This window comes from Amycolatopsis sp. NBC_00438, assembly GCF_036026695.1.
Taxonomy (GTDB): Bacteria; Actinomycetota; Actinomycetes; order Mycobacteriales; family Pseudonocardiaceae; genus Amycolatopsis.
The window spans coordinates 359,586-385,293 of the sequence record NZ_CP107923.1; the positions used below are offsets into that span (position 1 = coordinate 359,586).

General features: G+C 72.2%; 29 protein-coding genes and 1 pseudogene. 21 read left to right on the top strand and 9 right to left on the bottom strand.

Annotated features, from left to right (window positions below; translation table 11 throughout):
* Positions 1-44: 44 nt before the first annotated feature.
* Both OG494_RS01640 and OG494_RS01645 read right to left on the bottom strand, forming a co-directional pair.
* Positions 45-458, bottom strand: a complete 414-nt coding sequence (locus OG494_RS01640) for a Fur family transcriptional regulator (RefSeq protein WP_328451203.1) — start codon at positions 456-458, stop codon at positions 45-47.
* Entirely contained in the window at positions 458-835 is a 378-nt protein-coding gene (locus tag OG494_RS01645; protein ID WP_328451205.1) for an ArsR/SmtB family transcription factor, read from the bottom strand. The genes OG494_RS01640 and OG494_RS01645 overlap by 1 nt, the downstream gene beginning before the upstream one ends.
* A gap of 269 nt (positions 836-1,104) precedes the next feature.
* On the opposite strand from OG494_RS01645, the gene OG494_RS01650 reads away from it, so the two are divergent.
* The 12 genes from OG494_RS01650 to OG494_RS01705 all read left to right on the top strand — a co-directional run bounded on the left by OG494_RS01650 (position 1,105) and on the right by OG494_RS01705 (position 13,899).
* Positions 1,105-2,196: a hypothetical protein gene (locus tag OG494_RS01650; protein WP_328451207.1), complete on the top strand. Its 1,092-nt coding sequence runs from the start codon at positions 1,105-1,107 to the stop codon at positions 2,194-2,196.
* Positions 2,197-2,835, top strand: a complete 639-nt coding sequence (locus tag OG494_RS01655) for a class F sortase (RefSeq protein ID WP_328451209.1) — start codon at positions 2,197-2,199, stop codon at positions 2,833-2,835. It abuts the gene before it with no gap.
* A 79-nt stretch (positions 2,836-2,914) separates the two neighbouring features.
* Complete coding sequence (locus OG494_RS01660) at positions 2,915-3,574, top strand: class F sortase (RefSeq protein ID WP_328451211.1); 660 nt, start codon at positions 2,915-2,917, stop codon at positions 3,572-3,574.
* A gap of 92 nt (positions 3,575-3,666) precedes the next feature.
* On the top strand, positions 3,667-5,055 hold the full coding sequence (locus tag OG494_RS01665; RefSeq protein WP_328451213.1) for a glycine--tRNA ligase: 1,389 nt from the start codon (positions 3,667-3,669) through the stop codon (positions 5,053-5,055).
* 160 nt (positions 5,056-5,215) lie between these two features.
* Positions 5,216-6,148 carry an ABC transporter ATP-binding protein gene (locus OG494_RS01670; protein ID WP_328451215.1) on the top strand — a complete coding sequence of 311 codons (933 nt, stop codon included), beginning with the start codon at positions 5,216-5,218 and terminating at the stop codon, positions 6,146-6,148.
* Positions 6,145-6,885, top strand: a complete 741-nt coding sequence (locus tag OG494_RS01675; RefSeq protein WP_326943261.1) for an ABC transporter permease — start codon at positions 6,145-6,147, stop codon at positions 6,883-6,885. Before OG494_RS01670 ends, OG494_RS01675 begins: the two co-directional genes overlap by 4 nt.
* Positions 6,886-6,912: 27 nt before the next feature.
* Positions 6,913-8,118: a sensor histidine kinase gene (locus OG494_RS01680; protein WP_328451220.1), complete on the top strand. Its 1,206-nt coding sequence runs from the start codon at positions 6,913-6,915 to the stop codon at positions 8,116-8,118.
* A complete protein-coding gene (locus OG494_RS01685; RefSeq protein ID WP_328451222.1) occupies positions 8,115-8,720 on the top strand; it encodes a response regulator transcription factor in 606 nt (201 codons plus the stop codon). The genes OG494_RS01680 and OG494_RS01685 overlap by 4 nt, the downstream gene beginning before the upstream one ends.
* A gap of 32 nt (positions 8,721-8,752) precedes the next feature.
* Positions 8,753-9,406, top strand: coding sequence for a YdcF family protein (locus tag OG494_RS01690; RefSeq protein ID WP_328451224.1), 654 nt, complete (start codon positions 8,753-8,755; stop codon positions 9,404-9,406).
* Between the two features lie 47 nt (positions 9,407-9,453).
* Complete coding sequence (locus OG494_RS01695) at positions 9,454-10,731, top strand: deoxyguanosinetriphosphate triphosphohydrolase (RefSeq protein ID WP_328451226.1); 1,278 nt, start codon at positions 9,454-9,456, stop codon at positions 10,729-10,731.
* A gap of 262 nt (positions 10,732-10,993) precedes the next feature.
* The gene (locus OG494_RS01700; RefSeq protein ID WP_328451228.1) at positions 10,994-12,088 is read left to right on the top strand and encodes a serpin family protein; all 1,095 of its coding nucleotides are present in this window, start codon (positions 10,994-10,996) and stop codon (positions 12,086-12,088) included.
* Positions 12,089-12,183: 95 nt separating this feature from the next.
* Positions 12,184-13,899 carry a glycosyl transferase gene (locus tag OG494_RS01705; protein WP_442874457.1) on the top strand — a complete coding sequence of 572 codons (1,716 nt, stop codon included), beginning with the start codon at positions 12,184-12,186 and terminating at the stop codon, positions 13,897-13,899.
* A 736-nt stretch (positions 13,900-14,635) separates the two neighbouring features.
* Here the strand turns inward: OG494_RS01705 and OG494_RS01710 are convergent.
* Positions 14,636-15,316, bottom strand: a complete 681-nt coding sequence (locus tag OG494_RS01710; protein ID WP_328451232.1) for an alpha/beta fold hydrolase — start codon at positions 15,314-15,316, stop codon at positions 14,636-14,638.
* 50 nt (positions 15,317-15,366) lie between these two features.
* Here OG494_RS01710 and OG494_RS01715 point away from each other — a divergent pair, with 50 nt between their 5' ends.
* Positions 15,367-15,906, top strand: a complete 540-nt coding sequence (locus OG494_RS01715) for a DinB family protein (RefSeq protein ID WP_328451234.1) — start codon at positions 15,367-15,369, stop codon at positions 15,904-15,906.
* An 11-nt stretch (positions 15,907-15,917) separates the two neighbouring features.
* On the opposite strand, the gene OG494_RS01720 is transcribed toward OG494_RS01715, so the two are convergent.
* Genes OG494_RS01720 through OG494_RS01730 form a run of 3 tightly spaced genes read right to left on the bottom strand, consistent with a single transcriptional unit; the run spans position 15,918 to position 17,208 of the window.
* Positions 15,918-16,307 (bottom strand): VOC family protein, encoded by a 390-nt coding sequence (locus tag OG494_RS01720; RefSeq protein WP_328451236.1) that lies wholly within the window; start codon positions 16,305-16,307, stop codon positions 15,918-15,920.
* Complete coding sequence (locus OG494_RS01725) at positions 16,300-16,575, bottom strand: VOC family protein (protein ID WP_328451238.1); 276 nt, start codon at positions 16,573-16,575, stop codon at positions 16,300-16,302. The genes OG494_RS01720 and OG494_RS01725 overlap by 8 nt, the downstream gene beginning before the upstream one ends.
* A 24-nt stretch (positions 16,576-16,599) precedes the next feature.
* Entirely contained in the window at positions 16,600-17,208 is a 609-nt protein-coding gene (locus OG494_RS01730; protein WP_328451239.1) for a TetR/AcrR family transcriptional regulator, read from the bottom strand.
* A gap of 102 nt (positions 17,209-17,310) precedes the next feature.
* Here OG494_RS01730 and OG494_RS01735 point away from each other — a divergent pair.
* Together OG494_RS01735 and OG494_RS01740 are read left to right on the top strand one after the other, a co-directional pair.
* Positions 17,311-17,544: pseudogene (locus tag OG494_RS01735) on the top strand (carboxymuconolactone decarboxylase family protein); the annotation flags it as partial.
* Positions 17,545-17,785: 241 nt separating this feature from the next.
* Positions 17,786-18,016, top strand: coding sequence for a carboxymuconolactone decarboxylase family protein (locus OG494_RS01740; protein WP_328451241.1), 231 nt, complete (start codon positions 17,786-17,788; stop codon positions 18,014-18,016).
* Here OG494_RS01740 and OG494_RS01745 read toward each other — a convergent pair.
* Complete coding sequence (locus OG494_RS01745) at positions 18,013-18,468, bottom strand: MarR family winged helix-turn-helix transcriptional regulator (protein ID WP_328451243.1); 456 nt, start codon at positions 18,466-18,468, stop codon at positions 18,013-18,015. The genes OG494_RS01740 and OG494_RS01745 overlap by 4 nt on opposite strands.
* Before the next feature lie 24 nt (positions 18,469-18,492).
* Between OG494_RS01745 and OG494_RS01750 the strand changes: the two genes are divergently transcribed.
* The 3 genes from OG494_RS01750 to OG494_RS01760 all read left to right on the top strand — a co-directional run bounded on the left by OG494_RS01750 (position 18,493) and on the right by OG494_RS01760 (position 21,281).
* Positions 18,493-19,851 carry an MFS transporter gene (locus tag OG494_RS01750; RefSeq protein WP_328451245.1) on the top strand — a complete coding sequence of 453 codons (1,359 nt, stop codon included), beginning with the start codon at positions 18,493-18,495 and terminating at the stop codon, positions 19,849-19,851.
* Between the two features lie 30 nt (positions 19,852-19,881).
* The gene (locus OG494_RS01755) at positions 19,882-20,448 is read left to right on the top strand and encodes a carboxymuconolactone decarboxylase family protein (protein ID WP_328451247.1); all 567 of its coding nucleotides are present in this window, start codon (positions 19,882-19,884) and stop codon (positions 20,446-20,448) included.
* 62 nt (positions 20,449-20,510) lie between these two features.
* Complete coding sequence (locus OG494_RS01760) at positions 20,511-21,281, top strand: hypothetical protein (RefSeq protein WP_328451249.1); 771 nt, start codon at positions 20,511-20,513, stop codon at positions 21,279-21,281.
* Here OG494_RS01760 and OG494_RS01765 read toward each other — a convergent pair.
* On the bottom strand, positions 21,253-22,203 hold the full coding sequence (locus tag OG494_RS01765; protein ID WP_328451251.1) for a sigma-70 family RNA polymerase sigma factor: 951 nt from the start codon (positions 22,201-22,203) through the stop codon (positions 21,253-21,255). The genes OG494_RS01760 and OG494_RS01765 overlap by 29 nt on opposite strands.
* Positions 22,204-22,233: 30 nt before the next feature.
* Between OG494_RS01765 and dnaG the strand changes: the two genes are divergently transcribed.
* From dnaG to OG494_RS01780, 3 genes are read left to right on the top strand one after another with little or no spacing between them, the layout of a single operon-like run.
* On the top strand, positions 22,234-24,153 hold the full coding sequence (gene dnaG / locus OG494_RS01770; protein ID WP_328451253.1) for a DNA primase: 1,920 nt from the start codon (positions 22,234-22,236) through the stop codon (positions 24,151-24,153).
* 1 nt (position 24,154) lies between these two features.
* The gene (locus OG494_RS01775) at positions 24,155-24,682 is read left to right on the top strand and encodes a hypothetical protein (RefSeq protein WP_328451254.1); all 528 of its coding nucleotides are present in this window, start codon (positions 24,155-24,157) and stop codon (positions 24,680-24,682) included.
* A 49-nt stretch (positions 24,683-24,731) separates the two neighbouring features.
* A complete protein-coding gene (locus OG494_RS01780) occupies positions 24,732-25,493 on the top strand; it encodes a trans-aconitate 2-methyltransferase (RefSeq protein WP_328451255.1) in 762 nt (253 codons plus the stop codon).
* On the opposite strand, the gene OG494_RS01785 is transcribed toward OG494_RS01780, so the two are convergent.
* Positions 25,490-25,666 carry a hypothetical protein gene (locus OG494_RS01785; RefSeq protein ID WP_247054991.1) on the bottom strand — a complete coding sequence of 59 codons (177 nt, stop codon included), beginning with the start codon at positions 25,664-25,666 and terminating at the stop codon, positions 25,490-25,492. The genes OG494_RS01780 and OG494_RS01785 overlap by 4 nt on opposite strands.
* Positions 25,667-25,708 lie beyond the last annotated feature (42 nt).

Here is a 25,708-nt window from a genome sequence, read left to right on the forward strand (position 1 = left end):
GCCCGCGGTCTTCGCGCCCAGGCGGCTCCTGACGGCCCGGGCGGCTAGTGCTGCCCGCAGGTGCCGGTGATCTCGACCGTGTGGGAGATCTCCGAGAAGCCGTGCTCCGCCGCGATCTTCTCGGCCCAGCGCTCGACCGCCGGGCCCTCGACCTCCACCGTGCGGCCGCACAGGCGGCAGACCAGGTGATGGTGGTGGTGCGCCGAACAGCGGCGGTAGATCGCCTCGCCCGAGTCGGTGCGCAGGACGTCGATCTCGCCGGCCTCGGACAGGGACTGCAGGGTGCGGTACACCGTCGTCAGGCCGATGCCGTCGCCGCGTTTGCGCAGCTCGTCGTGCAGGTCCTGGGCGGAGCGGAAGTCGTCGACGGCGCTCAGCAGCTCGACGACCGCGGCCCGCTGCCTGGTCGATCGGCGCCCGGGCACCGGGGCCTGGCCGCGTGGCGCGACGGGAGTCATCACTTTCCTTCCTGCACGTGGGCGACGGCGTCGACGACGATGTGGGCCAGGTGGTCGTCGGCGAGCCGGTAGACCACTTCGCGGCCGCGACGCTCGCCCTGCACCACGCCGGCGGTCTTCAGCACCCGCAGGTGCTGGCTGATCAGCGGCTGCGCGACGTCGAGGGCGTCCACCAGCTCGTGCACGCACCGGTCGGCCTCGCGCAGCTGCAGCACGATCGCGATCCGGACCGGTGCGGCCAGGGCACGCAGCAGGTCGCCGGCGTCGGCCAGGACCGCCGTCGACGGGTGCCTGGACGGCGCCACCCGGTCCCGTTCGGGCTCGTGGGTGTGCGATCCGGCCTCGTCCGCGACGCCACTGCCCGTCACCGTCGCCATCAGAGCCTCCACGTCGTCGCCGTCCGGACCATGATTTCCGTAGTCATTGCCGATAACGGCCCGGCCCATCCTAGTGTTCCCCCGGACGGGCCCCGTCTTGTCACCACGCCCTGCGGGGTACGGCAGGACGCATTACCCCATTCGGGTGAGTTCGTGGGATATTGGCTCTTCGGCTTCGCATGTCGTGGCCGACGGTGCAAGGTTGTCGCGGAGCGTTTCGTCGCTTCTCGTACGCTGACGACCCGCCCGAGCAGACGCAGTGGGGAGACATGGCCCGATTCGCAACGAAGGCAGCCGCCGTGACGGCCGTCCTGTTTCCGCTGGTCGGAGTGGGTGTGGCCGGGGCGCAGAACCAGGCGGTCGACGAGAAGACCGGCCCGGTCTCGTTCGCGAACGTGGCTTCGGTCCGGATCGGCGGCGAAGGCCAGCACGGCGGCGCGCTGATCACCGAGACCCAGCGCTCGCCCCTGCTGCCCGGTCAGTCGAAGCTCGGCACGGACCGGGTCACCGTGCCCAAGGACGACGGCGAGCGCGCCACGTTCGGCGGGCACTACGCGATCGACCTCGGCCGCTACAGCGGGTCGCAGGACCCGTACCCCGCCGGGGTCGCCAGCCGGGACCACAACGTCGTCGCCGCGCTGCAGGCGACCACCGTGCCCACCGCCGTCGCCGAGACCAACTACGCGCTGCGCGACACCTGGCAGGGCGGCGCCAAGCCGGTCGACGACACCGTGCTCGTCCTGGAAGGCGCCAAGACCGCCGTCGACTGCGCCGCCCCGGCGAAGCTCACCGGCACCTCCTCGGTGGCCCGGCTGTGGGTGCGCCAGGCGGGCGGCTCGCTCGGCATCGTCCCGATGCCCGGCGGCAACGCCGGCCTGCAGCTGCAGAACCTGCGCCTGGGCCCGCCCGGCGACATCACGAACGCGAGCAAGGACACCACGCTCTCGGACCTCAAGCTGACCCGCGTCGCCGCGTTCGACCAGCTGATCCGCCAGGACGGCTGGCGCGGGGGCGATTACACCGCCGTCGCCGGCTGGCGCGTCGAGATCACCACCCACGTCAAGGACGCGGCGGGCGCCGCGCTGCAGGACGTCCAGACGAACGTCGTGCTCGGCGGGGTCAGCTGCTCGGTCCCGAAGGGCTTCGTGGCGAAGGCCTCCGGCACCACGGGCGGCGGGACGAGCGCGACGCAGCCCGCCGTGCCGACGCAGGTCCCGGCCGGCTACCTCGGCGCGGCCGCGCCGGACACCGGCAGCGACCTCTCGCGCATCCCGCTCGGCATCGGCCTGCTCTTCGGCGGCGTGTTCTTCGGGAGCGTCGCCCTGCTGCTGGGCAGGCGGCGCAAGTCCGGGACGGACTAGGTGCTGCGCACCGGGCTGGCCGCCGTCTCGGGGGCGCTGGCCGTCGCCGCCTTCGCGGCCGGGGTCGTCGTGCTGACCTGGCTGCCGCCCGAGCCGACGTCGATCGCCGCGCCCGCGCCCGGCTCGCTGCCGGGGGAGAACGCGGCCCCGGCCGTGCTGCCCGCCGACAGCTCGTCGGCCGAGCAGCAGCGTCCGGGCACGGTCCGGCTGCCCGACGGCGCCACCGCCCGGCTGGTCCGCACCGAGCTCACCGACACCGGCGTGCTGCCGATCCCGCGTGGCCTCGGCGACGCCGCCTGGTGGGGCGCGAAGCTGGGCGCCGACCACGGCGCGGCGCTGCTGTCCGGGCACGTGAACTGGGAAGGGCGGCGCGGCCCGTTCGACGAGCTCTGGCGGATGCGGGACGGCGAGAACGTCAGCGTCGTCGACGCGCGCGGCGGCCGGTGGGTCTACCGCGTCGACGACGTCGTCACGCTGCCCAAGGAGACGCTGCCCGCGCAGGCCGCCCGCTGGTTCGGCCAGGACGGCCCGCACCGGCTGGTGCTGGTGACCTGCGGCGGCGACTACGTCGGCGGCACCGAGGGCTACGACGAGAACCGCCTGGTGACCGCGACCCTGGTGACCCGCCCCACCGGCTGACCGAGATCGGTGCAACCTCCTCCGCCCGCCGCGGCATGTGTGTCTGTGCACTGGCCACGGAGCGAAGGAGCACAGGCGCATGCAGGAGCAGAACCCGGCGACCGGAGAGCGGAAGAAGGGCCCCGGCCGCTGGTGGATCGTCGGCGTGGCCGGCGCGTTCGTGATCGCGGCGATCGTCGCGTCCCTGCTCGTGTTCACCGGAAAGGATGAACCTGCCAGCGCGAACGGCGCGAACCCGCCCGTTCCGACGGCGCCCGCCACGGCCGCGCAGGACACCCCGCAGGACACCGGACAGGCGCCCGCGCAGCTGTCGCTGCCCGGCGGCGGTGCCGCGAAGCTCGTCCAGGAGGACCTGGACGCGAACGGCGCGCTCAAGATCCCCGAAGGCCTCGGCGAAGCCGCGTGGTGGGGCGCGAAGCTGGGCGCCGACCACGGCGTCGCGCTGCTGTCCGGGCACGTGAACTGGAAGGGGAAGAAGGGCCCGTTCGACGAGCTCTGGCAGGTCAAGCAGGGTCAGGACGTCAAGCTGACCGACGCCGCCGGCGGTGCCTGGGTGTACCGGGTCGACGCGACCGAGACCGTCCACAAGTCCGAGCTGGCCGGGCGGTCGGAGCAGCTGTTCTCCCCGGACGGGCCGCACAAGCTGCTCCTGGTGACCTGCGGCGGCGAGTACGTCGGCGGCACCGAGGGCTACGAGGACAACCGGGTGGTGACGGCGTCACTGGTCTCCCGGCCCTGACGAGGCTCACCTGCGCGGAAACCCGGTGGGCCCGGCGGATACCCTTGACGTTCTAGTCCGATAACCGTCCCCGCATGCTTCCGGAGCGTGGAGTGCCCACGAACACCATTGAGACCGTAGTCAGCCTGTGCAAACGCCGTGGTTTCGTCTTCCCCAGCGGAGAGATCTACGGCGGTACCCGCTCGGCGTGGGACTACGGGCCGCTCGGGGTCGAGCTCAAGGACAACATCAAGCGCCAGTGGTGGAAGACCGTGGTCCAGGGCCGCGACGACGTCGTCGGCCTCGACTCCTCGGTGATCCTGCCGCGTCAGGTGTGGGTCGCGTCGGGGCACGTCAACGTGTTCACCGACCCGCTGATCGAGTGCCTCTCGTGCCACAAGCGGTTCCGCGCCGACCAGCTCGCCGAGGAGTACTCGGCGCGCACCGGCAAGGAGACGTCGGAGGACGACCTGTCCGACGTGCCGTGCCCGAACTGCGGCACGCGCGGGAAGTACACCGAGCCGCGCGACTTCAACATGATGCTGAAGACGCACCTGGGCCCGGTGGAGTCCGAAGAAGGCCTGCACTACCTCCGCCCGGAGACGGCGCAGGGCATCTTCGTCAACTTCCTCAACGTGCAGACGACGTCGCGGAAGAAGCCGCCGTTCGGCATCGGCCAGATCGGCAAGTCGTTCCGCAACGAGATCACGCCGGGCAACTTCATCTTCCGGACGCGTGAGTTCGAGCAGATGGAGATGGAGTTCTTCGTCGAGCCGGGCGAGGACGAGACCTGGCACCAGTACTGGATCGACCAGCGCACGGAGTGGTACAAGGACCTCGGCATCAAGCCCGAGAACCTGCGCCACTTCGAGCACCCGAAGGAAAAGCTCTCGCACTACGCGAAGCGCACGGTCGACATCGAGTACCGGTTCGCGTTCAACGCCGGGCAGGAGTGGGGCGAGCTCGAGGGCATCGCCAACCGCACCGACTTCGACCTGACCACGCACTCGAACCACTCGGGTGTGGACCTGTCGTTCTTCGACCAGGCGTCCGGCCAGCGCTACCGGCCGTTCGTGATCGAGCCGGCGGCGGGTGTCGGCCGCTCGATGATGGCGTTCCTGGTCGACGCGTACCACGAGGAAGAGGCGCCGACCGCCAAGGGCGGCGTCGAGAAGCGGATCGTGCTCAAGCTCGACCCGCGGCTCTCGCCGTTCAAGGTCGCGGTGCTGCCGCTGTCGCGCAACGCCGACCTGACCCCGAAGGCGAAGGACGTCGCCGCCCGGCTGCGCAAGCACTGGAACGTCGACTTCGACGACGCCCAGGCGATCGGCCGCCGCTACCGGCGCCAGGACGAGATCGGCACGCCGTACTGCGTCACGGTCGACTTCGACTCGCTGGAAGACCAGGCCGTCACCGTGCGCGAGCGCGACACCATGGCCCAGGAGCGCGTCGCGATCGACAAGCTCGAGTCCTACCTGGCCGGCCGCCTGCTCGGCTGCTGACCCGCTTCGCGAAGTACGTGAGGGGCACCTTCATGGCCGTAAAAGCCATGAAGGTGCCCCTCACGGCTTTCCGGGGGACCGCGCACCCCTGACACCTGTCACCCCCAGGTCGTGACGCACGATCCGGGGACGGCGCCCCGCGAGGCGGCAGCCTGGGGGCATGCGAGAAACAGACATCCAGGCGGTGGCGGCGGGGGCCGCGATCCACCTCACCGGCCTGCGGAAGCACTACGGTGACGTCCACGCGGTCGACGGCGTCGACCTGACCATCGCCCCGGGCGAGGTCGTCGCCCTGCTCGGCCCCAACGGCGCGGGCAAGTCCACCACCGTCGACATGATCCTCGGCCTCAGCACTCCGGACAGCGGCGAAGTGCGCGTCTTCGGCCGGAAGCCGATCGACGCCGTCCGGGCCGGTCTGATCGGCGCGATGCTGCAGGGCGGCGCGCTGATGGACGACCTGACCGTCGCCGAGACCGTCGGCATGGTCGCGGCGCTGCACCGCAAGCCGATGCCGGTCGCCGAGGCGCTGCGCGCCGCGGGCGTCGAAGAGCTGGCCGGCCGCCGCGCGAACAAGCTTTCGGGCGGGCAGAAGCAGCGCGTGCGCTTCGCCGTCGCCCTGGTCAGCAACCCCGACCTGCTGATCCTCGACGAGCCGACCGCGGCGATGGACGTCGGCACGCGCCGGGAGTTCTGGCAGTCGATGTACTCGTTCACCGAGTCCGGCCGCACGGTCGTGTTCGCCACGCACTACCTCGAAGAGGCCGAGGAGTTCGCCGACCGGGTGGTGCTGATGCGCCGCGGCCGGATCGTCGCCGACGGTTCGGTCGCCGAGGTCCGCGCGCTGGCCGGCGGTCGCAGCCTGCGCGCCGCCGTCCCGGGCGCCACCGAAGCCGCGATCGCGGCCCTGCCCGGCGTCAAGGAGTTCGAGCTGCGCGGCGACCGCGTCGCCATCTCCACCGGCGACTCCGACGCGACGCTCTGGGCCCTGAAGGCCGCGGTGCCTTCGGTGTACGACATCGAGATCAGCGCCGTCGGCCTCGAAGGCGCCTTCCTCTCCCTGACCGCCGACGAAACCGCGGAGTCTGTCCGATGAACGCCACCTACCTGGTCACCGAGATCCGCCGGAACTTCCGGGCGCCGCGGTTCCTGATCTTCGTCGTCGCGTTCCCGGTGCTGATGTTCCTGTTGCAGGCCAACGTCTTCACCAAGTCCTCCGATCCGGACCACGTGCAGATCGCCGCCGTGATCATGATCAACATGATGACGTTCGGCGCGTTCGCCGCCGCGACCAACAGCGGCGCCCGGCTCGCGCTGGAGCGGGCCGCGGGCTGGCAGCGGCAGCTGCGCCTGACCCCGCTGACCGGCACCGGTTACCTGGCCGGCAAAGGCATCTCCGGCCTGCTCGTCGGGCTGCCCGCATTGATCCTCGTGCCGGTGCTCGCCGTGGCCGTCGAGGGCGTGCACCTCGACGCGGCGGGCTGGGTGCGAATCTTCGCCGGCGTCTGGCTCGGCACGATCCCGCTGGTGCTGCTCGGGCTGCTGCTCGGCCAGTTCGGCACGCCCGACTCGATGCAGCCGGTCAACATGATCGTCACGCTGGGCATGGGCTTCCTCGGCGGGCTGTGGATCCCGATCGAGAGCATGCCGGGCTGGATGCACGACGTCGCCCAGCTCATGCCGACGTACTGGGTGCTGCAGCTGGCGCGGCCCGCCGTGACCACCGACATGGTGGTGTCGTTCCCGCAGGCCGTGGGCGTGCTCGCGGGGTGGACGGTCGTGCTGGGAGCCCTGGTGATCAGGCGTTACCGTAAGGACAGCGCCCGGGTCTGAGGGCCGGGGACGGGAGAAGGAACGGCGATGGCGAACGACGACACGAACCGCCGGTTCGGGCTCAACACCCGGGAAGGGTGGTGGGACGACCCGCTGCCCGACCCGAAGAACCAGGGGCCCGACAGCGTGCGCTGGCCGATCATGGGCGCGGTCTTCCTGCTGCCGTTCCTCATCCCGATCACGAAGTCGCTGCTGGCCGAGACCGTCGTGACCGTGGAGCTCGTGCTCATCTGGATCCTGGTCTACGCCTACGCCGCCTGCTACCTGCTGTTCCCGTACTTCTTCCGCCAGGCGCGCCCGCTGAAGCTGGGCTTCGGGATCGTGATGGTCGCGCTGGGGCTCGGCGTGGTGGCGGCGATCGAGGCGAGCCCGTTCATCCTGCTCTACGGCACGGCGGTGATGGTGTTCCTCGCCCCGGCCGCGTGGTCGGTGATCGTGGACGTCGTCGCGCTGCTGCTCGGCGCTCTGATCCTGCTGGCGAGCGGCCGGTTCCAGGACGGCTACGGCGACCTGATCACGGTCGGCTCGGTGACGCTGGCGATGTTCTTCATGGCCAACCTCATCCGCGCCATCCGGCGCCTGGAGCTGGCCAACAAGGAGATCGCCACGCTCGCCGTGACGAACGAACGCCAGCGCGTCGCCCGCGACCTGCACGACCTGCTCGGCCACAGCCTCACCACGATCACCGTGAAGGCGGGGCTGGCCCGGCGGGTGCTGGAGAGCGCGGGCGACATCCCGCGCGCGGTCGAGGAGATCCGCGAGGTCGAGAGCCTCACCCGCAGCGCGCTGTCGGACGTGCGCGCGACCGTGTCGGAGTACCGCGAGGTGTCGCTGTCGGCGGAGCTCGTCGGGGCCCGCGCGGCGCTGCGGGCCGCGGAGATCGACGCCGACCTGCCGCACGCGGTGGACAACGTCCGCCCCGAGTTCCAGAACACCTTCGGGTACGTGCTGCGCGAGGCCGTGACGAACGTGCTGCGCCACTCCGGCGCCAAGCAGGTGAAGGTGAAGCTGGGCGGCAACTGGCTGGAGATCGAGGACGACGGCACGGCCGCCGAGGTCGTCCCGGGCAACGGCCTGCGCGGGCTGACCGAGCGGCTCGCCGCGGTGGGGGGCACCGTGCGCGCGTCGGTCCGCTCCGGGGGAGGATTGACGGTGCGGGCGGAGATCCCGCAGCCCGAACCGCGCGCGGCCGCCCCGGCGGTGCGCGCCGAACCCGCGGGAGGACTCGCTTGATCCGGGTGCTGCTGGCCGACGACCAGGCCATGGTGCGCGGGGCGCTGGCCACCGTGCTGGGCCTCGAATCCGACATCGAGGTGGTCGGGCAGGTCGGCTCCGGCGACGAGGTGGTCGCCGCCGCTCGCGAACTGAAGCCCGACGTCGCGCTGCTGGACGTCCAGATGCCGGGCAAGGACGGCCTGGAGGCGGCGGCCGACCTGCGGGCCGCGCTGCCGTCGTGCCGGGTGATCATCTGCACCACGTTCGGCCGGCCCGGGTACCTGGCCCGCGCGATGGCCGCGGGCGCGGCCGGGTTCGTCGTCAAGGACGCGCCGCCCGAGCAGCTCGTCGAAGCCGTCCGGCGAGTCCACAATGGACTCCGGGTGGTGGACCCGGCGCTCGCCGCGGAGTCCCTGGCCACCGGCGCCAGCCCGCTGACCGGGCGCGAGCGGGACGTGCTGCGGGAGGCCAAGGACGGCAGCACGGTCGCCGACGTCGCCCGCGCGCTGCACCTGTCGGAAGGGACCGTCCGCAACCACCTCTCCGCCGCGATCGGCAAGACCGGCGCCCGGACCCGCGCGGAAGCGGTCCGCGTCGCCGAGGAGCGCGGCTGGCTGTGAGCGGCCGGTGACCTTCTGACAAGATGGGCGGGGTGGGTACCGCTGAACGCACCAAACCGTCGCGCGCGAGCTGGGCACGCCGGATCGCGTTCGGCACGGTCCTGATGCTGCTCGCCCTCGTCGGCGGCACCGCGTTCCGGATCTGGGAGGTCGCCCGCGAGAACGACCGGACGCAGGCCGACGTCATCGTGGTGCTGGGCGCGGCCCAGTACAACGGCAAGCCGTCGGACATCTACGCCGCGCGGCTGATCAAGGCGAAGCAGCTCTACGACGCGGGTGTCGCGAAGACGATCGTCACGGCGGGCGGCAAGAAGGCCGAGGACAACTTCACCGAGGCCCGGGCCGGTCAGCTGTGGCTGACCCGCCGCGGCGTGCCGGCGGCGGCGACGCTGGCCGTCGGGGAGGGCAGCGATACCCTGCGCAGCCTGCGCGCGGTCGCCGAGCAGGTCGAGGCGCGCGACTGGCACACGGCCGTGCTGGTGAGCGACCCGTGGCACTCCTTCCGCGCCCGCACCATGGCCGACGACCTGGGCCTGGACGCCTGGACCGCGCCGACGCACAGCGGGCCGATCGTCCAGGAGCGCGTCACGCAGGTCCGCTACATCGTCCGCGAGACCGGCGCGCTGCTGTACTACCGGCTGACGAAGACCCCGGCCGACGATCTCTTCGCCACCTTCCTGGGCTGATTTCACGGGCTGAGCGTTTTGTCGGACCCCGCGCTTAAGCTGGCCGGGTGGACCACGGTTACAGCGAGCACGACACGGCCCGCCTCCGGCCGGAGGCGGCGAAGGGCGCGGCCCTGGCCGGGGCGCGCGCGGACGGGCGCAGCGCGTTCTCCCGCGACCGCGCCCGCGTGCTGCACTCGGCGGCCCTGCGGCGGCTCGCCGGCAAGACCCAGGTGGTCGGGCCGGGGGAGGGCGCCGAGGTCACCGGCGTGCCGCGCACCCGGCTGACACACTCCCTGGAGGTCGCCCAGATCGGCCGCGGCATCGCCGAGGAGCTGGGCGCCGACCCGGACCTGGTGGACACCGCCGGGCTGGCGCACGACATCGGGCACCCGCCGTTCGGGCACAACGGCGAACGCGCGCTCGACGAGGTGGCCGCCGCGTGCGGCGGGTTCGAGGGCAACGCGCAGACGTTGCGCATCCTGACCCGGCTGGAACCGAAGCTGGTCGACGAGCACGGCGCCACGGCCGGGCTCAACCTGACCCGCGCCTGCCTCGACGCGACCACGAAGTACCCCTGGCCGCGCAAGCCCGGCCGGCGGAAGTACGGCGTGTACGCCGACGACGCCGAGGTCTTCGCCTGGTTCCGTGACGGCGCGCCGGTGGGGGAGACCTGCCTGGAGGCCCAGATCATGGACTGGGCCGACGACGTCGCGTACTCGGTCCACGACGTCGAGGACGGCGTGCTGGCCGGCCGGATCCGGCTGCGGGTGCTGGCGTACCCGGACGAGCGCGCCGCCGTCGCCGAGGCCGCGGCCAAGCACTTCTCCGGCCAGTCGGTGTCCACATTGGAGTCCGCGGCCGAAGAACTGCTGGCGCTGCCGGTGGTCGCGGCCCTGGCCGAGGCGGCGCCGGACGGCTCACCCGGCACCCAGGTCGCGCTGAAGCGGCTGACCAGCGAGCTCGTCGGCCGATTCGCGACAGCGGCGGTCACCGGCACCCGGGCGAAGTTCGGCGAAGGCCCGCTCGGCCGCTACCGGGCCCGGCTCGCCGTGCCCGAGCAGGTCGCCGCCGAGGTGGCCTTGCTCAAGGCGCTGGCCCTGCGCTACGTGATGAGCGACCGGCGCCGGCTGGCGATGCAGGAGGGCCAGCGCGAGCTGCTGGGCGAGCTGGTCCACGCCCTGGCGCGGCGGGCCCCGGAGTCGCTGGACCCCCTGTTCGTCCCGGCGTGGAAGGCGGCGAAGGACGACGCGGCCCTGCTGCGCGTGGTCGTCGACCAGGTGGCGTCGCTGACCGACGCGCAGGCGCACGTTTGGCACTCCTGGCACGTGACCCGGCACCACTAGCCCGGATCTGGCGCGATGGAAGCGCCAGCACCTGTGATTGCCGCGCCGACACTCGTGATTGAAGGGTCGACACGGCGCGGGGGCCTGCTCCTCACCGTGTCGACCCTCGAATCACGCGTGTCGACCTCCCCATCAGGCGTGTCGACCCTTTGATCACGCGGGCCGGCTTCGAACAGGGGTGGCCGCTGCCGGATTCGTCACCGGTGGGCGGAGTTGCGCGTGGCCGCCCGGGCGGGTGACGGGTTCCGGTAGTCTCGCCCGCATGGCCACGGACAGCCACCTCCGGTTCGCCCTCGCCGTCCATGGGGCCCTCGGCGCCGAGGGCGGGAACTCCTGTTTCTCGCCGTATTCGGTGGCCAGCGCGCTGACGTTGGCCGCGTTCGCCGCCCGGGGTGCCACCCGCGAGGAGCTGGTCGCGCTGCTCGGCGATCCGGCGGCGCAGAGCGTGCTGCTGCGGGACGCCACCGAGCTCGTCGAAGAGGGGCGGGGCGCCGAACCACCCGAGATCGCCGTCGCCAACACGCTGTGGGCCGCGGACAGCCTCCCGCTCGAAGACGGCTTCAAGACCGAGCTGGCCGGGTGGCCCGGGGCGAACGTCGAGAGCGCGCCGTTCGAAGAAGATCCCGAACGCGCCCGCGCGCTGATCAACGAGGACGTCGGCCGCACCACGCACGGCCTGATCCCGCAGCTGCTGCCGCCGGGTTCGATCGACACCGGGATCGCGGCCGTGCTGGTCAACGCGCTGTACCTGAAGTCCGCGTGGAAGCTGCCGTTCCGCGAGGCCAACACCGGCGACGCGCCCTTCCACGCGCCGTCGGGCACCCGGGACGTGCCGACGATGTGGCTCGGGGAGAACGTCGGCTACGCGCACACCGGCGGCTGGCAGGCCGTGCAGCTGGTCGCGGCGGGCGGGCTGCAGGCCGTGGTGCTGCTGCCCGACGGCGACCTCGCCGAGGCGGAGGCGTCGCTCGACGAAGCGGCGCTGACCGGCCTGCTCGGCAAAATCCGCTCGACACGCGTCGAGCTGGCGCTCCCCAAGATCTCGCTCGACGTGCCCAGCACGCTGACCGGCGTGCTGCGCGGCCTGGGCGTGCGCACGATGTTCACCGACGCCGCCGACCTGAGCGGGCTCTCCCCGGACCCGCGGCTCACCGTGTCCGAGGTGCTGCACCAGGCCGTGCTGCGGGTCGACGAACAAGGCTTCGAAGGGGCCGCGGCGACGGCACTGACCATGCGCCTCACCTCGATGATCACGTCCGACCCGGTCGCCGTGACGGTGGACCGGCCGTTCCTGCTGCTGGTCCGGCACGCCGGCACCGGCGCCCTCTACTTCTTCGCCAGGGTGGTCGAGCCGTGAGCTTGAAGTCCGAAGCCATTCCCGAGCTCGTTCCGCCCGCTTCCGAAGCCCCACCCGAAAGCCCGAAACGCTGGGCGTGGCAGGACTCCGCGATCATGGGCGGGTTCCTGCTGTTCACGATCCTGCTCTACAACGGGCTGTGGTTCGACCTCAAGCGCGGCTACCTGTGGAACGGCGCGTCGGACCAGAGCCAGTGGGAGTGGTACTCGACGGTCGTCGCGAAGTCCGTCCTGCACTTCCAGAACCCGTTCACCACGGATCTGCAGAACTACCCGTACGGCGTCAACATGGCGGCGAACGCGGCGATGTTCGGCCTGAACATCCCGCTCGCCCCGATCACGCTGACCTTCGGCGCCACGCTGACCTGGGCGATCGTGCTGACCGCCGGGCTGGCCGGCACCGCGATCGGCTGGTACTGGGTGTTCTCCCGGCACCTGGTGCCCAACCGCGCGGCGGCCGCGATCGGCGCGGCGTTCTGCGGGTTCGCCCCGCCGATGATCTCGCACGGCAACGCGCACCCCAACTTCGTCGTGCTGTTCGTGCTGCCGTTCATCGCTTTGAAGGCGATCCAGATCGCGCACAACGAACGCCCGGTGCGCAACGGCGTCGTGCTCGGCCTGCTCGTCGCGTGGCAGATCCTGCTCGGCGAGGAGCCGCTGGCGATCTTCGGGCTGACCTTCCTGGTGTTCGTGATCGCCTACCTGATCCCGCACCGCGCCGAAATCCGCGGCATGCTGGCGCCGCTGGCCAAGGGCGTCGGCATCGGCGCCGTCGTGGCGCTGCTGATCGCGGGTTTCCCGTTGTACTGGCAGTTCTTCGGGCCGCAGAGCTTCCATTCGCTGCTGCACGGCCCGGCGGGTAACGACACCGCGGCGTTCACCCGGTTCGCGACGCAGTCGATCGCCGGCTGGCCGGAGTCGGCCGCGGACGTCTCGATGAACCGCACCGAGGAGAACGCGTTCTTCGGCTGGCCGCTGATCGTGCTCATGGTGGTGCTGACGATCTGGCTGTGGCGCGACGTCGTGGCGCGCGCGCTCGCGATCACCATGTATGTGATGGCGTTCCTGTCCCTGGGTGTCGAGATCACGGTGGCACACCAGGACACCGGCATCCCCGGGCTGTGGAAGTGGCTGGGACAGCTGCCCTTGCTGGACTCGCTGCTCGAATCCCGGCTCGCGATGGGCTGCATCCCGGTGGTCGGCGGGCTCCTGGCGATCGCGACGCACCGCGTGTGGACGGCCGCGGCCGAGCACTCTCCCGCCGCGGACGGCGAGCAGCGCTTCCCGTTCCGCCTCGTGTGGGTCGGCGCGGTGGTGGCGGTGCTGCTGCCGATCGCGCCGACGGAGCTGGTGACGCACGAGCGCCCGCTGTCCCCGCCGTTCTTCGCCGACGGAATCTGGCGCCAGTACATCGCCCCCGGCGGCTCGCTCGTGCCGGTGCCGCTGCCGAGCACCGGGGAGGCGGAACCGTTGCACTGGCAGGTGGACGCGGGCCTCGGCTACCCGATGCCCGAGGGCTACTTCGTCGGCCCGACGTCCGCGGAGGACCGCAGCGGCCGCTACGGCGCCGTCCCGCTCCCGACATCGGACCTGTTCGCCGAAGTCGAGCGCACGGGCCAGACGGCGGACGTCACCGAGGCCGACCGCACCCAGGCCCTGGCCGACCTGCGCAAGTGGAACGCCGACGTCCTGGTGGTCGGCCCGCGCCAGAACCAGGAAGCGCTCAAGTCCACTGTGGAGCTGCTGCTCCGCAAGCCGGCGGAGTTCGTCGGCGGGGTGTGGATCTGGGACGTCCGCGCGCTGACGGCATAGCCTTCCGAGCCGAGCCGAGCCGAGCCGAGCCGAGCCGAGCCGAGCCGAGCCGAGCCGAGCCGAGCCGAGCCGAGCCGAGCCGAGCCGAGCCGAGCCGAGCCGAGCCGAGCCGAGCCGAGCCGAGCCGAGCCGAGCCGAGCCGAGCCGAGCCGAGCCGAGCCGAGCCGAGCCGAGCCGAGCCGAGCCGAGCCGAGCCGAGCCGAGCCGAGCCGAGCCGAGCCGCCGGTCGTCCGGTGCCGCTCGCATGTCAGGCGGCAGCGCCGCTCCTCGCCCGCCGGTTGGCCGGCGGTGAGACCGCTTACGGGTCGCGTCGCCACGAGGACTTCTTGCCCGTGGCCAAAGTTGCCCGTCGGTCGACAGCGCGACTCGTCCGGCCTAGGATCGACCACCCGTCGGCGGCCAGGGCCGATCGCCGGCCGAAGGTGCGACTGCTCTGGCCCGGGATCGAGCGCTCGCCGGCGGCGAGAGTCCCACCGCCGGCCGGCAGCGCGACTGCAGTGGTGGTCCAAGGCCGAGCTCCGCGGCCGACCAGAGCTGCCCCTGGCGTCCGCGGCCGCACTGGCTCAAGGTCGCGCCCGCCCGCAGCCAGGACGTCACTGGCCTACAGCGCGAGCTCAACCCGAGGTCGGAGGCGCCCCCGCCGGCCGCACCACCAGCGCCGGCTTCCCGCTGCGCGCCGGCGAAAACCCGTTCCAGCGGAACGTAAAGCCGGATCATCCGCCGGCGCCCTGATCGCTCACGCCGCCTCCAGCAGGATCGTCGCGAGTTCCTTTGGTTGCGAGAACATCGGCCAGTGGCCGGTGTTCAGCTCCACCAGGTTCCAGCGGTCGCTCTTGAGCAACTCGGCGACGTCCGGGCTCGGGGTGTCGCCGTCGAGCAGGCACTTGACGTAGGTCGCCCGGAGCTCGCCCAGGGGGCGGGTGAGGACGGCCGGTTCGGTGAGGGACGCGGCCGGGTGCGGGGTCGAGCCGCCGACTATGCGGGCGATCTCGTCGTCGGAAAGTCCTTGGTCCGCATAGTCTTCCGCGGTCAGCGGGGGCCAGAAGCCACGCTCGGTGAGCGCCGCCACCCGGGCTTCGGACCAGACGGACGTGAACGACTCGCCGTCGGCCGGCACGTTCGAGTCCACGAACACCACGCGCGCCAGCCGGTCGCCGATCCGCTCGGCGGCCTGGCCCACCGGGATGCCCGAGTAGCTGTGCCCCACCACCACGACGTCGCGCAGGTCCGCGCCCTCCACGACGTCGACGATGTCCTGCACGTGCGTCTGCTGCCCGGCGGGCAGCGCGCGCTTCTCGGCGACGCCGGACAACGTCACGGCGTGGGCGCCGTGCCCCGCCGCGGTGAGTTCCGGGACCACCTCGCCCCACGCCCACGAACCGAGCCAAGCGCCTGCCACGAGTACGAATTCAGCCATGCCCGGAAACCTACTGGAGCCCACCGACAAAATCGGTAGAGTGCCCGCTCATGACCATCGTGGACGAACAGGGCCGGCCCGAACCGCCGGTCGACGCCGACGAAGCCGGGACCCTGCTGGGGTTCCTGGAGTACCACCGCGCGACCTTGGCGTGGAAATGCGCGGGCCTGGACGCGGCGGGCCTGCGCGCGACCGTCGGCTCGTCCACGATGACCCTCGGCGGGATGCTCAAGCACCTAGCGTACGTGGAGGACCACTGGTTCTCCCGCGTCCTGTTCGGCAACGAGCGGGCGGAGCCGTGGAACTCGGTCGATTGGACGGCGACCCCGGACTGGGACTGGGATTCCGCCGCCGAGGACAGCCCTGAGCAGCTGCGCGAGCTGTGGGAGGGGGCCGTCGCGCGCTCACGCGAGTTGTTCGCGAAGGCCATGGAGGGCGGCGACCTTTCCCAGCCGGCCGACCGGGCCTGGCCGGACGGGCTCAGGCCGAACCTGCGCTGGATCCTGGTCCACATGGTCGAGGAGTACAGCCGCCACAACGGCCACGCCGACCTCATCCGCGAATCGGTGGACGGCAGCACCGGGGAGTAGCCCGGGCGGGATCAAGCCACGAAGACGCAGAACGGGTGGCCCGCCGGGTCCGCGTAGACCCGCAGGGGCTCCTCCGGATCCTCCGCGTGGTCCGCCAGCAACCGGGCCCCCAGAGCCAAAGCCCGCGCGTGCTGTTCGTCCAGGTCCGCGCGCGTCTGCACCGTCAGGTCCAGGTGCAGCATCTGCGGGCGCGGCCCGGCCGGCCACGTCGGGGGTGGCAGCTCGTCGACCCGCTGGAACGCCAGGCGCGGGACACCCTCCGCGTCGCGGAGCACCAGCCAGTCCTGATCGTCGCCCGGGCGGTAGGTGAATCCCAGCAACCGCCGGTAGAACTCCGCCAGCCCGCGGGGATCGGTGGTGTCGAGGACGACCTGGTGGAGGCGGGGGAACCGCTCAGCCACGGGCGTGGGCGATCTGGAAGATGTTGCCGAACGGGTCGCGGACCATCGCGCGGCGGTCGCCGTACGGGGTGTTCGCCGGTTCCTCCAGGCTCGTCACGCCGCAGTCGAGGGCGCGGCGGTACGTCGCGTCCGCGTCGGCCACGTGGATGTAGCGGAACGCGGGGAACAGCTCCCGCTCACCCTCGGCGGAGACCAGCACGCGCGAGCCGCCGATGCGGAGGTCGCGCACCACCATCCGCGGGGTCACCGCCGGGAGGTCCTGGCTCATACCGGTCCACCCAAGACCGTCTCGTCACCGAACACAAGCCAGGCCGACGAGCTTCGTGAGGAACCGGTCGATCTGCTCGACCGCGGGCGGCCACGGCAGGTCGGGCTCGTTGATCCGTTGCGCCAGCATGCCGTTGACGGCGGTGCGCAGGTCGATGGCGACGATCGCCGGGTCGTCCGCGGGCGCCAGGCCGGCCTCCATGCAGCGGCGGATCGCGTCGGTCGTGCGGGCGACCATGACGCCCTTGAACGGCATCCCGAGCCGCCGGTGGACCTTGCTCTCGTGCAGCACCTTGTAGAGCCCGGGGTGCGCCTGCGCCCACCCGGCCTGCGCCAGGATCCGCGCGCGCAACCCGGCCGCCGGGTCCGGGGCCGCCGCGTAGGCGTCGTCGCCGGTCCGCACGAGTTCTTCGTGGCAGCGCTGCATGGCGGCCAGGACCAGCGCGTCGCGGTCCGGGAAGTGCAGGTACACCGACGTCGCCGCGATCGACACCTCACGTGCGACGGCCCGTAGCGAGAGCGCCTCGTCGTCGGCCAGCTCGTCGAGCATCCCGACGGCGGCCGTCACGATCTCTTCGCGGAGCAGTTCGCCCTGGCCGCGGACGTTGGGACGGCGGCGGGAAGTCTCGTTCATGGTGGTCCCAGTGTAGCTGGACACCTATTGCGCTACAGGTGTAGCGTCATTCGCACTACAGCTGTAGCGCTACGATCGTCCAGCTACTGAGGGAGCAGCACCTTGACCACCGCCACCACCACCCCGGCGAGCCTCGACCGGCTGGCCGCGCTCGACCCCGCCTTCGCGCAGCTGGTCGGCGCCTCCGCGCGGTTCCTCCGGGCGGTCCCGGAGCTGACCGACCGCGAGAAGACCTTCCTGGCCGTCACGGCCGACGTCTGCCAGGGCAGTCTCGGCCTGGCGTTCACCGCGCACGTGCGGGCCGGGATCGCCGCCGGAGTGTCCACTTCGGACCTTCGCGAGCTGCTGCGGTTCGTCTCGTACGACTGCGGTTACCACGCGGCGTCCGCGGGTGTCGAACGGATCGCCGAGCTCGAAACCGAGCTGGGCATCCCGCGTCCGGAGGTCGACCTCCTGGCCGACGAGCTGGTCTCGACCGGTCCGGACGCCGCGCCGAGCCCGCTCCCGGACGCCGTGCGCGCCCGGCTGGGGGGGGCTGGACCCGCACTTCGCGGAGTACTTCGACCTGCAGTCACGGATGCGGACGGGGCACGGCCCGGGCACGCTCACCGAACGCGAGCGCGGCCTGGTCAGCTTGAGTGTCGACGTCCACTACCAGACCCTCGCCGAGACGTTCCGCATCCACGTCGGGCGCGCGCGGCGGGGCGGCGCGACGCCGGAAGACGTCCGCGCCGCGGTGCGGTTCCTCGCGCAGTTCGGCGTCACGAGGGCTTGGTGCGCTTGGGAAGCGCTCAACGCGATGGGCTAACCGAGGACCTCGCCCGCGAGCCGGCCCAGGTAGCCGGCGAAGCGTTCGCGATCCTCCTGCGGCCAGTGGCCTACCAGCGCCTCGAACGCCTGACGCTGGTAGGCCCGCGACGTCTCGAGGAACGCCGTCGCGGTGTCGGTGAGGGTCAGGACGGCGCGTCGCGCGTCGCGGGTCGACGTCGCGCGCGCCACGAAGCCGTCTCGCGCGGCTTCGCCGACCATCCGGCTGGCCACCGAGCGGTCGACGCCCAGCTGGCGGGCCACGTCCGCGACCGTCACCTCGCCGCTCGCGGCGCCGTCGATCGCCTGGATGACGAAGAGGTTCGACGCCGTCCAGGTCGGCGGCGCGTCGGCGGCGAAGCGCTGGACGACGTCCGGTGCCTGCTGGCGGGCCCAGTGCCGGACCAGCCGGAACAGGGCGGGGCCACCGTCACCCGGACTTGATGTGTGCATAACGCACGTTATAACGTGTGCTTTATGCACGCAATCGCGCCTCGCGACCTCGCCTTCGCCGGCCTCCTGCTCGGCATGGCGATGGCCCAGCTGGACGGCCTGATCGTCACCGCCGCGTTGCCCTCGATCGGCGCCGACCTGCACGCCCGCACCGGGCTCGTCGCCGTGACCGCGGCCGGGCTGCTGACCCTCACCGTCGCGACGCCGCTGCACGGCAGGCTCGGCGACCTCTACGGCCGCCGCGTCTGCTTCGTGGTCTCGATCCTGCTGTTCGCGGCGGGCTCGGCCTGGTGCGCCGCCGCGCCGGACGTCGGTGCGCTGGTCGCCGCCCGGGCCCTGCAAGGGCTGGGCGGGAGCGGCCTGATCGTCTCGGCGATGAGCGCGCTGGGAGAGCTGTTCGACCGCGACGAACTGCTGCGCCGCCAGGGCTGGCAGACGGCCGTGTTCGCGGCCGCCACCCTCGGCGGGCCGCCGCTGGGCGGGCTGCTCGCGGCCGGACCGGGCTGGCGGTGGATCTTCCTGGTCAACCTGCCGCTCTGCGTCCCGGCGCTGCTGCTCGGCCTGCGTGGGTTGACGTCGAAACCGCGTCGGGAAAGGAAAAGCTTCGACTTCGCGAGCAGCGGGCTGCTGACCGTCGCGGGCGCCGCGGTGGTCGCGCTCGGTACCGTCGACGCGCTCGCCCGGAGTCCACTGTGGACGCCGGTGCTCGTCGTGGCCGCGGTGGTGACGGGGTTCCTGTTCGTGCGGCGGCAGAAGCGCGCGCCGAGCCCGCTGATCCCGCCGAAGGTGTTCGCGGACGCCGTCCTGGCGCGCGCGGTCGTCGTCAACGGCCTCGCGGGCGCCGCGCTCTACGGCACGTTCACCTACGTCGCGCTCGTCGCCGCCCTCGGCGCCGGCGCGGCCGGGACCGGCCTGCTGCTCATCGCGATGACCGCCGGGCAGCTCGCGCTTTCGGTGTCGTTCTCGGCCCTGGCCCGGAAACGACCCGACATGACGGCGTGGGGGCGGTCCGGCTGCCTGCTCGGGGCCGGGGGACTGGCCGCGATCGCCGTGGCCGCCGGCGGGATCCGCGGGCCGCTCGTGCCGGGACTGTTCGCCATCGGCGCCGCGTTCACCGTCTGCACGTCCGCGTTCACCGTGCTCGGCCAGACGCGGGCGGCGCGGGACCTGATGGGCGTCACGATGGGGTCCCTGACCTTCGCGCGGCAGGCCGGCGGGCTCGCCGGGGCCGCGGTGTTCGGCTGGCTCGCCCTGGCCACGACCGGCGGGCTGGCGGCGCCGGGCCTGGCCGTCGTGTTCGGCGCGGCGGCCGTGACGATGCTGGTGGCGTGGCTCACCTCGCCGCGTGTCACATCCGGCGACGCCGTCTCGTTCCCCACCTGACCGAGACGATCGAGACGGATGGAGCCGGACATGCCCCGCATCGCCGCGAAGAAGACCACCGAAGCCGGAACGTTCCTCAAGCTCCTCTACCGCGTCGCCGGCAGGAAGTACGGCGCGGTGCCCGAACCGATGGCGGTGACCGCGCACCACCCCGGCCTGCTGCGCGCGAACGCGGTGCACGAGCTGATGGTGCTGCGCGCGTCGAAGAAGCTCCCGGCGAACGTGCGCGAGCTCGCCGTCTACCGCGTCGCCACCCGGATCGGCTGCTCGTGGTGCGTCGACTTCGGCACGATGCTGCAGAAGCACGACGGCCTGGACATCGAGCGGCTGAAGAAGATCGACGACTACGCGACGTCGCCCGCGTTCAGCCCGCGGGAACGGCTGGCGATCGCCTACGCCGACGCGATGTCGGCCGAGACGGTCACGGTGACCGACGAGCAGGTCGCCGAGCTGGAACGCGAGTTCGGCCGCGCCGGCGTCATCGAGCTGACCTACCAGATCGGCCTGGAGAACTCCCGCGCCCGGATGAACAGCGCGCTCGGCATCGTGGACCAGGGCTTCACCTCCGGTGACGCCTGCCGGGTCCCGCTCCCGTAGGACCCCGGGAACCAGACCACGGTGGGACGCGCCGGAGACGCCGGTCGCGGGACCGTTCCGGCATGCACCTCGTCGCCAGTGAACGGATCAAGCTCTTCAGCATCGCCACCCCTTGGGTGTGCGGCCTCTTCGCGGTCGCCGCCCTGGTCGCGCCGGCCGTGCTCACCGCGTCGGCGGCCACCGAGTCCCGGCTGCCGCCCACCGTCGCGAGCACCCAGTTCGGCTACCAGCTCGGCCTGGTCGCCGTCCTGCTGCTGGCCGCCCTTTCGGTGACGAGCGAGTACCACTCCGGCACGATCCACGGCACCTTCCAGGCCACGCCGGCCCGGACACCGGCGCTGGTCGCGAAGGCCGTGGTCGTCGCCGGGTACGCGTTCCTCATCGGCGAAACCGCCGCGTTCCTCGCCTGGCTGGCGGCGCGGATCCTCGCCCCGGACGCCGACCTGGCGCTCGACAGCGTCGCGGACTGGACGATCGTCGCCGGCAACGGCCCGGTGTACGCGCTGGCCGCGGTGTGCGGGGTCGGCGTCGGCCTGCTGGTGCGCCACACGGCCGGCGCGGTCGCGCTGCTCGTCGCGTACCCGCTCATGGCGGAGAACGTCATCCAGCTGATCCCGCAGGCCGGGCCGGCGATCCACCGCTGGCTGCCGCTGAACGCCGTCACGAAGTTCCTCAGCGGCACCGGCGCGGCGAACGCCGGCCGGGACGGCGGCAACGCGGCCGTGCTGTCGGACTCGCCGTTGGGCCCGGGCTGGGCACTCGCCTACTTCGGCGGCTTCGCGCTGCTCCTGCTGGTCGCCGGGATCACGAAGGTGCGGCACCGGGACGCGTGATCCGGGTCAGCTTGTCCGGGTTGACGACGTCGTAGATCGCCACGATCTTCCCGTCGCGGACGCTCATGGCCTGGACGTGCTCGTCGAGCGCCAGGAAGCCCTCGCGCCCCGGCAGCGGCGGCAGGTAGAACCCGAGGTCGCCGTTGACCAGCACCGGCGCGCCGCGGGTGACGCTCTCCGGCGCGTACTTGCGCATGAGGCCGATGAAGAAGCGGGCGAGCTTGTCCGCGCCGACCATGAGCTGGCGCGTGGTGCGGCCCTTGCCGTTCGAGTCGCCGATCAGCACCGCGTCCGGGTGCAGCAGCTCGACGACCGCGCCGATGTCGCCGGCGAGCAGCGCCGTGACGAACTTCTCGAGGATCTTCGCCTGGTCGTCCAGCGGCGCGCGGGGCGCCGGATCGGCGTCCGCCAGCGCGCGGCGGCCGCGGGAGCCGTGCTGGCGCGCGGCGTCCACCGAGCAGCCGAGGATGTCCGCGATCTCGGCGAAGGGCAGCGAGAACGCGTCGTGCAGCACGAACGCGACGCGCTGCTCCGGGGTCAGCCTGTCGAGCACGACCAGCGCGGCCATCCGCAGCCCGTCGTCGCGGACGGCGACCTCGAGCGGGTCCTCGCTGACCGGCTGCCCGAACGGCGTCACCACCGGCTCCGGCAGCCACTGGCCGACGTAGCGCTCCCGCTGCGCCGCGGCCGACTTCAGCCGGTCGAGGCAGATCCGGCCGACGACCGTGGTCAGCCAGCCGCGCAGGTCCCGGATCGCGTCCCGGCCGGCCTCGTCGAGCCCGGCCAGCCGCAGCCAGGACTCCTGGACGGCGTCCTCGGCGTCGGCGCGGGTGCCGGTGAGCCGGTAGGCCACCCCGATCAGGTGACCGCGGTGCTCGGCGAACCGCGCGGCGAGGGCGTCTTGGACGGTCGGTGTGGCCACACCCCCAGTGTGCCGGATGAGGTGCCATCTATGGTGGTACACGTGGCAGGACGGATTCGGGAGAGCGACATCGCGGAAGTGCGCGAACGGAACCGGATCGACGAGGTCGTCGGGGAGTACGTGGCGCTGCGCCGCGCCGGTGGGGGCAGCCTGAAGGGCCTCTGCCCGTTCCACAACGAGAAGACCCCGTCGTTCAACGTCCGCCCGACGCACGGCACCTTCCACTGCTTCGGCTGTGGCGAGGGCGGTGACGTGATCAAGTTCGTCCAGAAGATCGACCTGATCACCTTCGTCGAGGCCGTCGAGCGGCTGGCCGACCGGGTCGGCATCCGGCTCGTCTACGAAGGCGGCGGCGCGACGATCCAGCGCGACCGCGGCAGCCGCAGCCGGCTGATCGAGGCGCACCGCGCGGCCCAGGAGTTCTACGCCGAGCAGCTGGTCACCGACGAGGCGCGCACCGCGCGGGACTTCCTGTCCGAGCGCGGGTTCGACGCGGCCGCGGCGAAGACGTTCGGCTGCGGTTACGCCCCCGGCGGCTGGGACAAGCTGACCAAGCACCTGCTCACGCGCGGTTTCGAGGTCAAGGAGCTGCTGACGGCGGGATTGTCCAAGGAGGGCCAGCGCGGCCCGATGGACCGCTTCCACCGGCGTCTGGTCTGGCCGATCCGCGACGTCGGCAACGAGGTCGTCGGCTTCGGCGCGCGGCGGCTGTTCGACGACGACCGGATCTCGGCCAAGTACCTCAACACCGCCGAGTCGCCGATCTACAAGAAGTCCCAGGTCATGTTCGGTCTCGACCTGGCCAAGCGCGAGATCGCGAAGCGGCACCAGGTCGTCGTGGTCGAGGGCTACACCGACGTGATGGCGATGCACGCGTCCGGCGTGCCGACGGCCGTGGCGTCCTCGGGCACGGCGTTCGGCGAAGACCACATGAAGGTGCTTCGCCGGCTGATGATGGACGACGACGCCTTCCGCGGCGAAGTGATCTTCACCTTCGACGGTGACGAAGCGGGCCAGAAGGCCGCGCTCAAGGCGTTCGAAGGCGACCAGACGTTCGCCGGCCAGACCTACATCGCGGTCGCGCCGGACGGCATGGACCCGTGCGAGCTGCGCCTGGCCAAGGGTGACAGCGCGGTCAAGGACCTGGTCGCGCGGCGGATCCCGCTGTTCGAGTTCGCCATCCGCAGCACGCTGAAGAACTTCGACCTCGACGCCGTCGACGGCCAGGTCTCGGCGCTGCAGAAGACCGTGCCGATGGTCGCCGCGATCAAGGACCGCGCGGCCCGCGACGGCTACGCGTCCAAGCTCGCCTGGTGGGTGGGCTGGCAGGACGTCGCCCAGGTCGTCAACCGCGTGCGCGGCAGCGCGGGCGCGACCGACAAGCGCGGCGGCGCGCCGTTGAAGCAGCCGGCCCGCGTCGGCGCGCCCGAGGTGAAGGCCCCGGAATCCGACCTCGCCCGGCCCGCGCCGAAGGACCCGCGGTTCGCGATCCAGCGCGAGGCGCTGAAGGCCGCGCTGCAGCAGCCCGCGATCGCCGGGCCCGAGTACGACTCGCTGCCGCTGGAGGCGTTCACGCACCCGGTGTACATCGCGGTGCACGAAGCCGTGCTGAAGGCCGGCGGCGCCGGTTCGGGCCTGACCGGCCCGTCGCTGCTGGACGCCGCGGCCCCGCACTGTCCGGAAGGGACGGTCAAGCGGGTGCTCTCGGAGCTGGCCGTGGAACCGTTGCAGGCCAAGGACGAAGTCGACTCCCGCTACATCTCCTCGATCCTCGCCCGGCTGCAGGAGAGCCTCGTCGGGCGGCAGATCGCGGAGATCAAGGGGAAGCTGCAGCGGCTGTCGCCGGTCGAGGCGCCGGACGACTACCGCGCGCTCTTCGGCGACCTCGTCGCGCTGGAGCAGTACAAGAAGTCGCTGGGCGAGCAGGCCTCCGCCAGCTCGTGGAGCTGACGTGGGTTTCCTGCGCCGGTTGCTCGGCGACCGCACCCCCGAGGGCTTCGCCGGCTCGCTGGACGCCGGCGAGGACGTCGTGGACAGCGCACCCGTCGAGGGCGGCGGGCACCTGCTCGTCACGCCGCTCGGGCTGTGGATCCCGGACGGCCCCGGCGGCGCGCGGCGCGTCGGCTGGCACCTGATCGGCAAGGCGGCCTGGAAGGGCGGCGTTTTCACGCTGACCGAGTCGGAAGAGACCGGTACCGCGGGGTCGGCGGTCGTGCTGGCCGACCTCGCGCCGGCGCGGTTCAGTCTGCCGGAGCCCGGCAAGGTGCCGCACCACGTCCGGCTGCGCGTCGACGGGTCGGTGCGTTCGCGGCACCGCCAGGAGATCGGCCCCGGTGGCGGCGCGTGGTTCGTCCAGCGCAAGGTCCCCGGCCGCGACGGCAGCGTCCTGCAGGTCCGCCCGGACCCGGGCACCGACGTCTCGCTGGTGGCGGCCATCGCCGAGCAGGTCGCGGCGACGCTGGCTACCGCCGCCGAATAGCAGTACGCTCGTACTCAGTACAGGCGTACTGTTTGTTCGGGAGGCGACCGTGTGGGATCCGGAGAAGTACCTCGACTACGCCGACCTGCGGGCCCGGCCGTTCTACGACCTGACGTCCCGGATCGGCGCGACGTCGCCCCGGCGTGTGGCCGATCTCGGCTGCGGGCCCGGGAACCTCACGGTCGACCTGGGGAAACGCTGGCCTGGTGCCGCCTTGGAGTGCAGTGATAGTTCACCCGAAATGGTGGCAGCCGCCCGCACCCGCGGCCTGGACGCTTCGCTGCTCGACGTGAACGACTGGACGCCGGCGCCGGACACCGACGTCGTCGTGTCGAACGCCGTCCTGCAGTGGGTGCCCGAGCACCGCGACCTGCTCCGCCGCTGGGCCGGGCAGCTGCCGTCCGGCGCGTGGCTGGCGGTCCAGGTGCCGGGCAACTTCGACGCGCCGTCGCACGCGCTGACCCGCGAGCTGGCGGCGTCCCCGGCCTGGTCGTCCCAGCTGGCCGACGTCGTCCTGCGCGAGGACGACGCGGTCTCGAGCCCGCTCGAGTACGCGAACCTCCTGGCCGACGCCGGCTGCGGCGTCGACGCCTGGGAGACGACGTACGTCCAGCCGCTGCGCGGATCGCGCGCGGTGCTGGAGTGGATCACCGGGACGGCGCTGCGCCCGATCCGCGCGGCCCTCCCGGACGAGGCGTGGGACCGGTTCCGCGCCGAACTGGCCCCCCGGCTCGACCAGGCGTACCCGACACGCGCCGACGGCACGACGTGGTTCGAGTTCCGCCGCGTGTTCGTCGTCGCGCAGGTCTAACGCCGGCGCCCCGCCTTTTCGCTGATCTTGGCCCGCGCCACCCCGGCGGCACCCTGGACCATCGGATGGTCGACGACCCGGCGGTAGGTGCGCACGAGCTGCTCGTACCGCCCCCGGCCTGCCTTGGCGCCCAGTACGTAGCCCAGGCCCGCGCCCAGCAGGAACTTCTTCATCCGTGTCCACGCCTCTCGTCGATAGGTCGTCCGAGGTGTCCA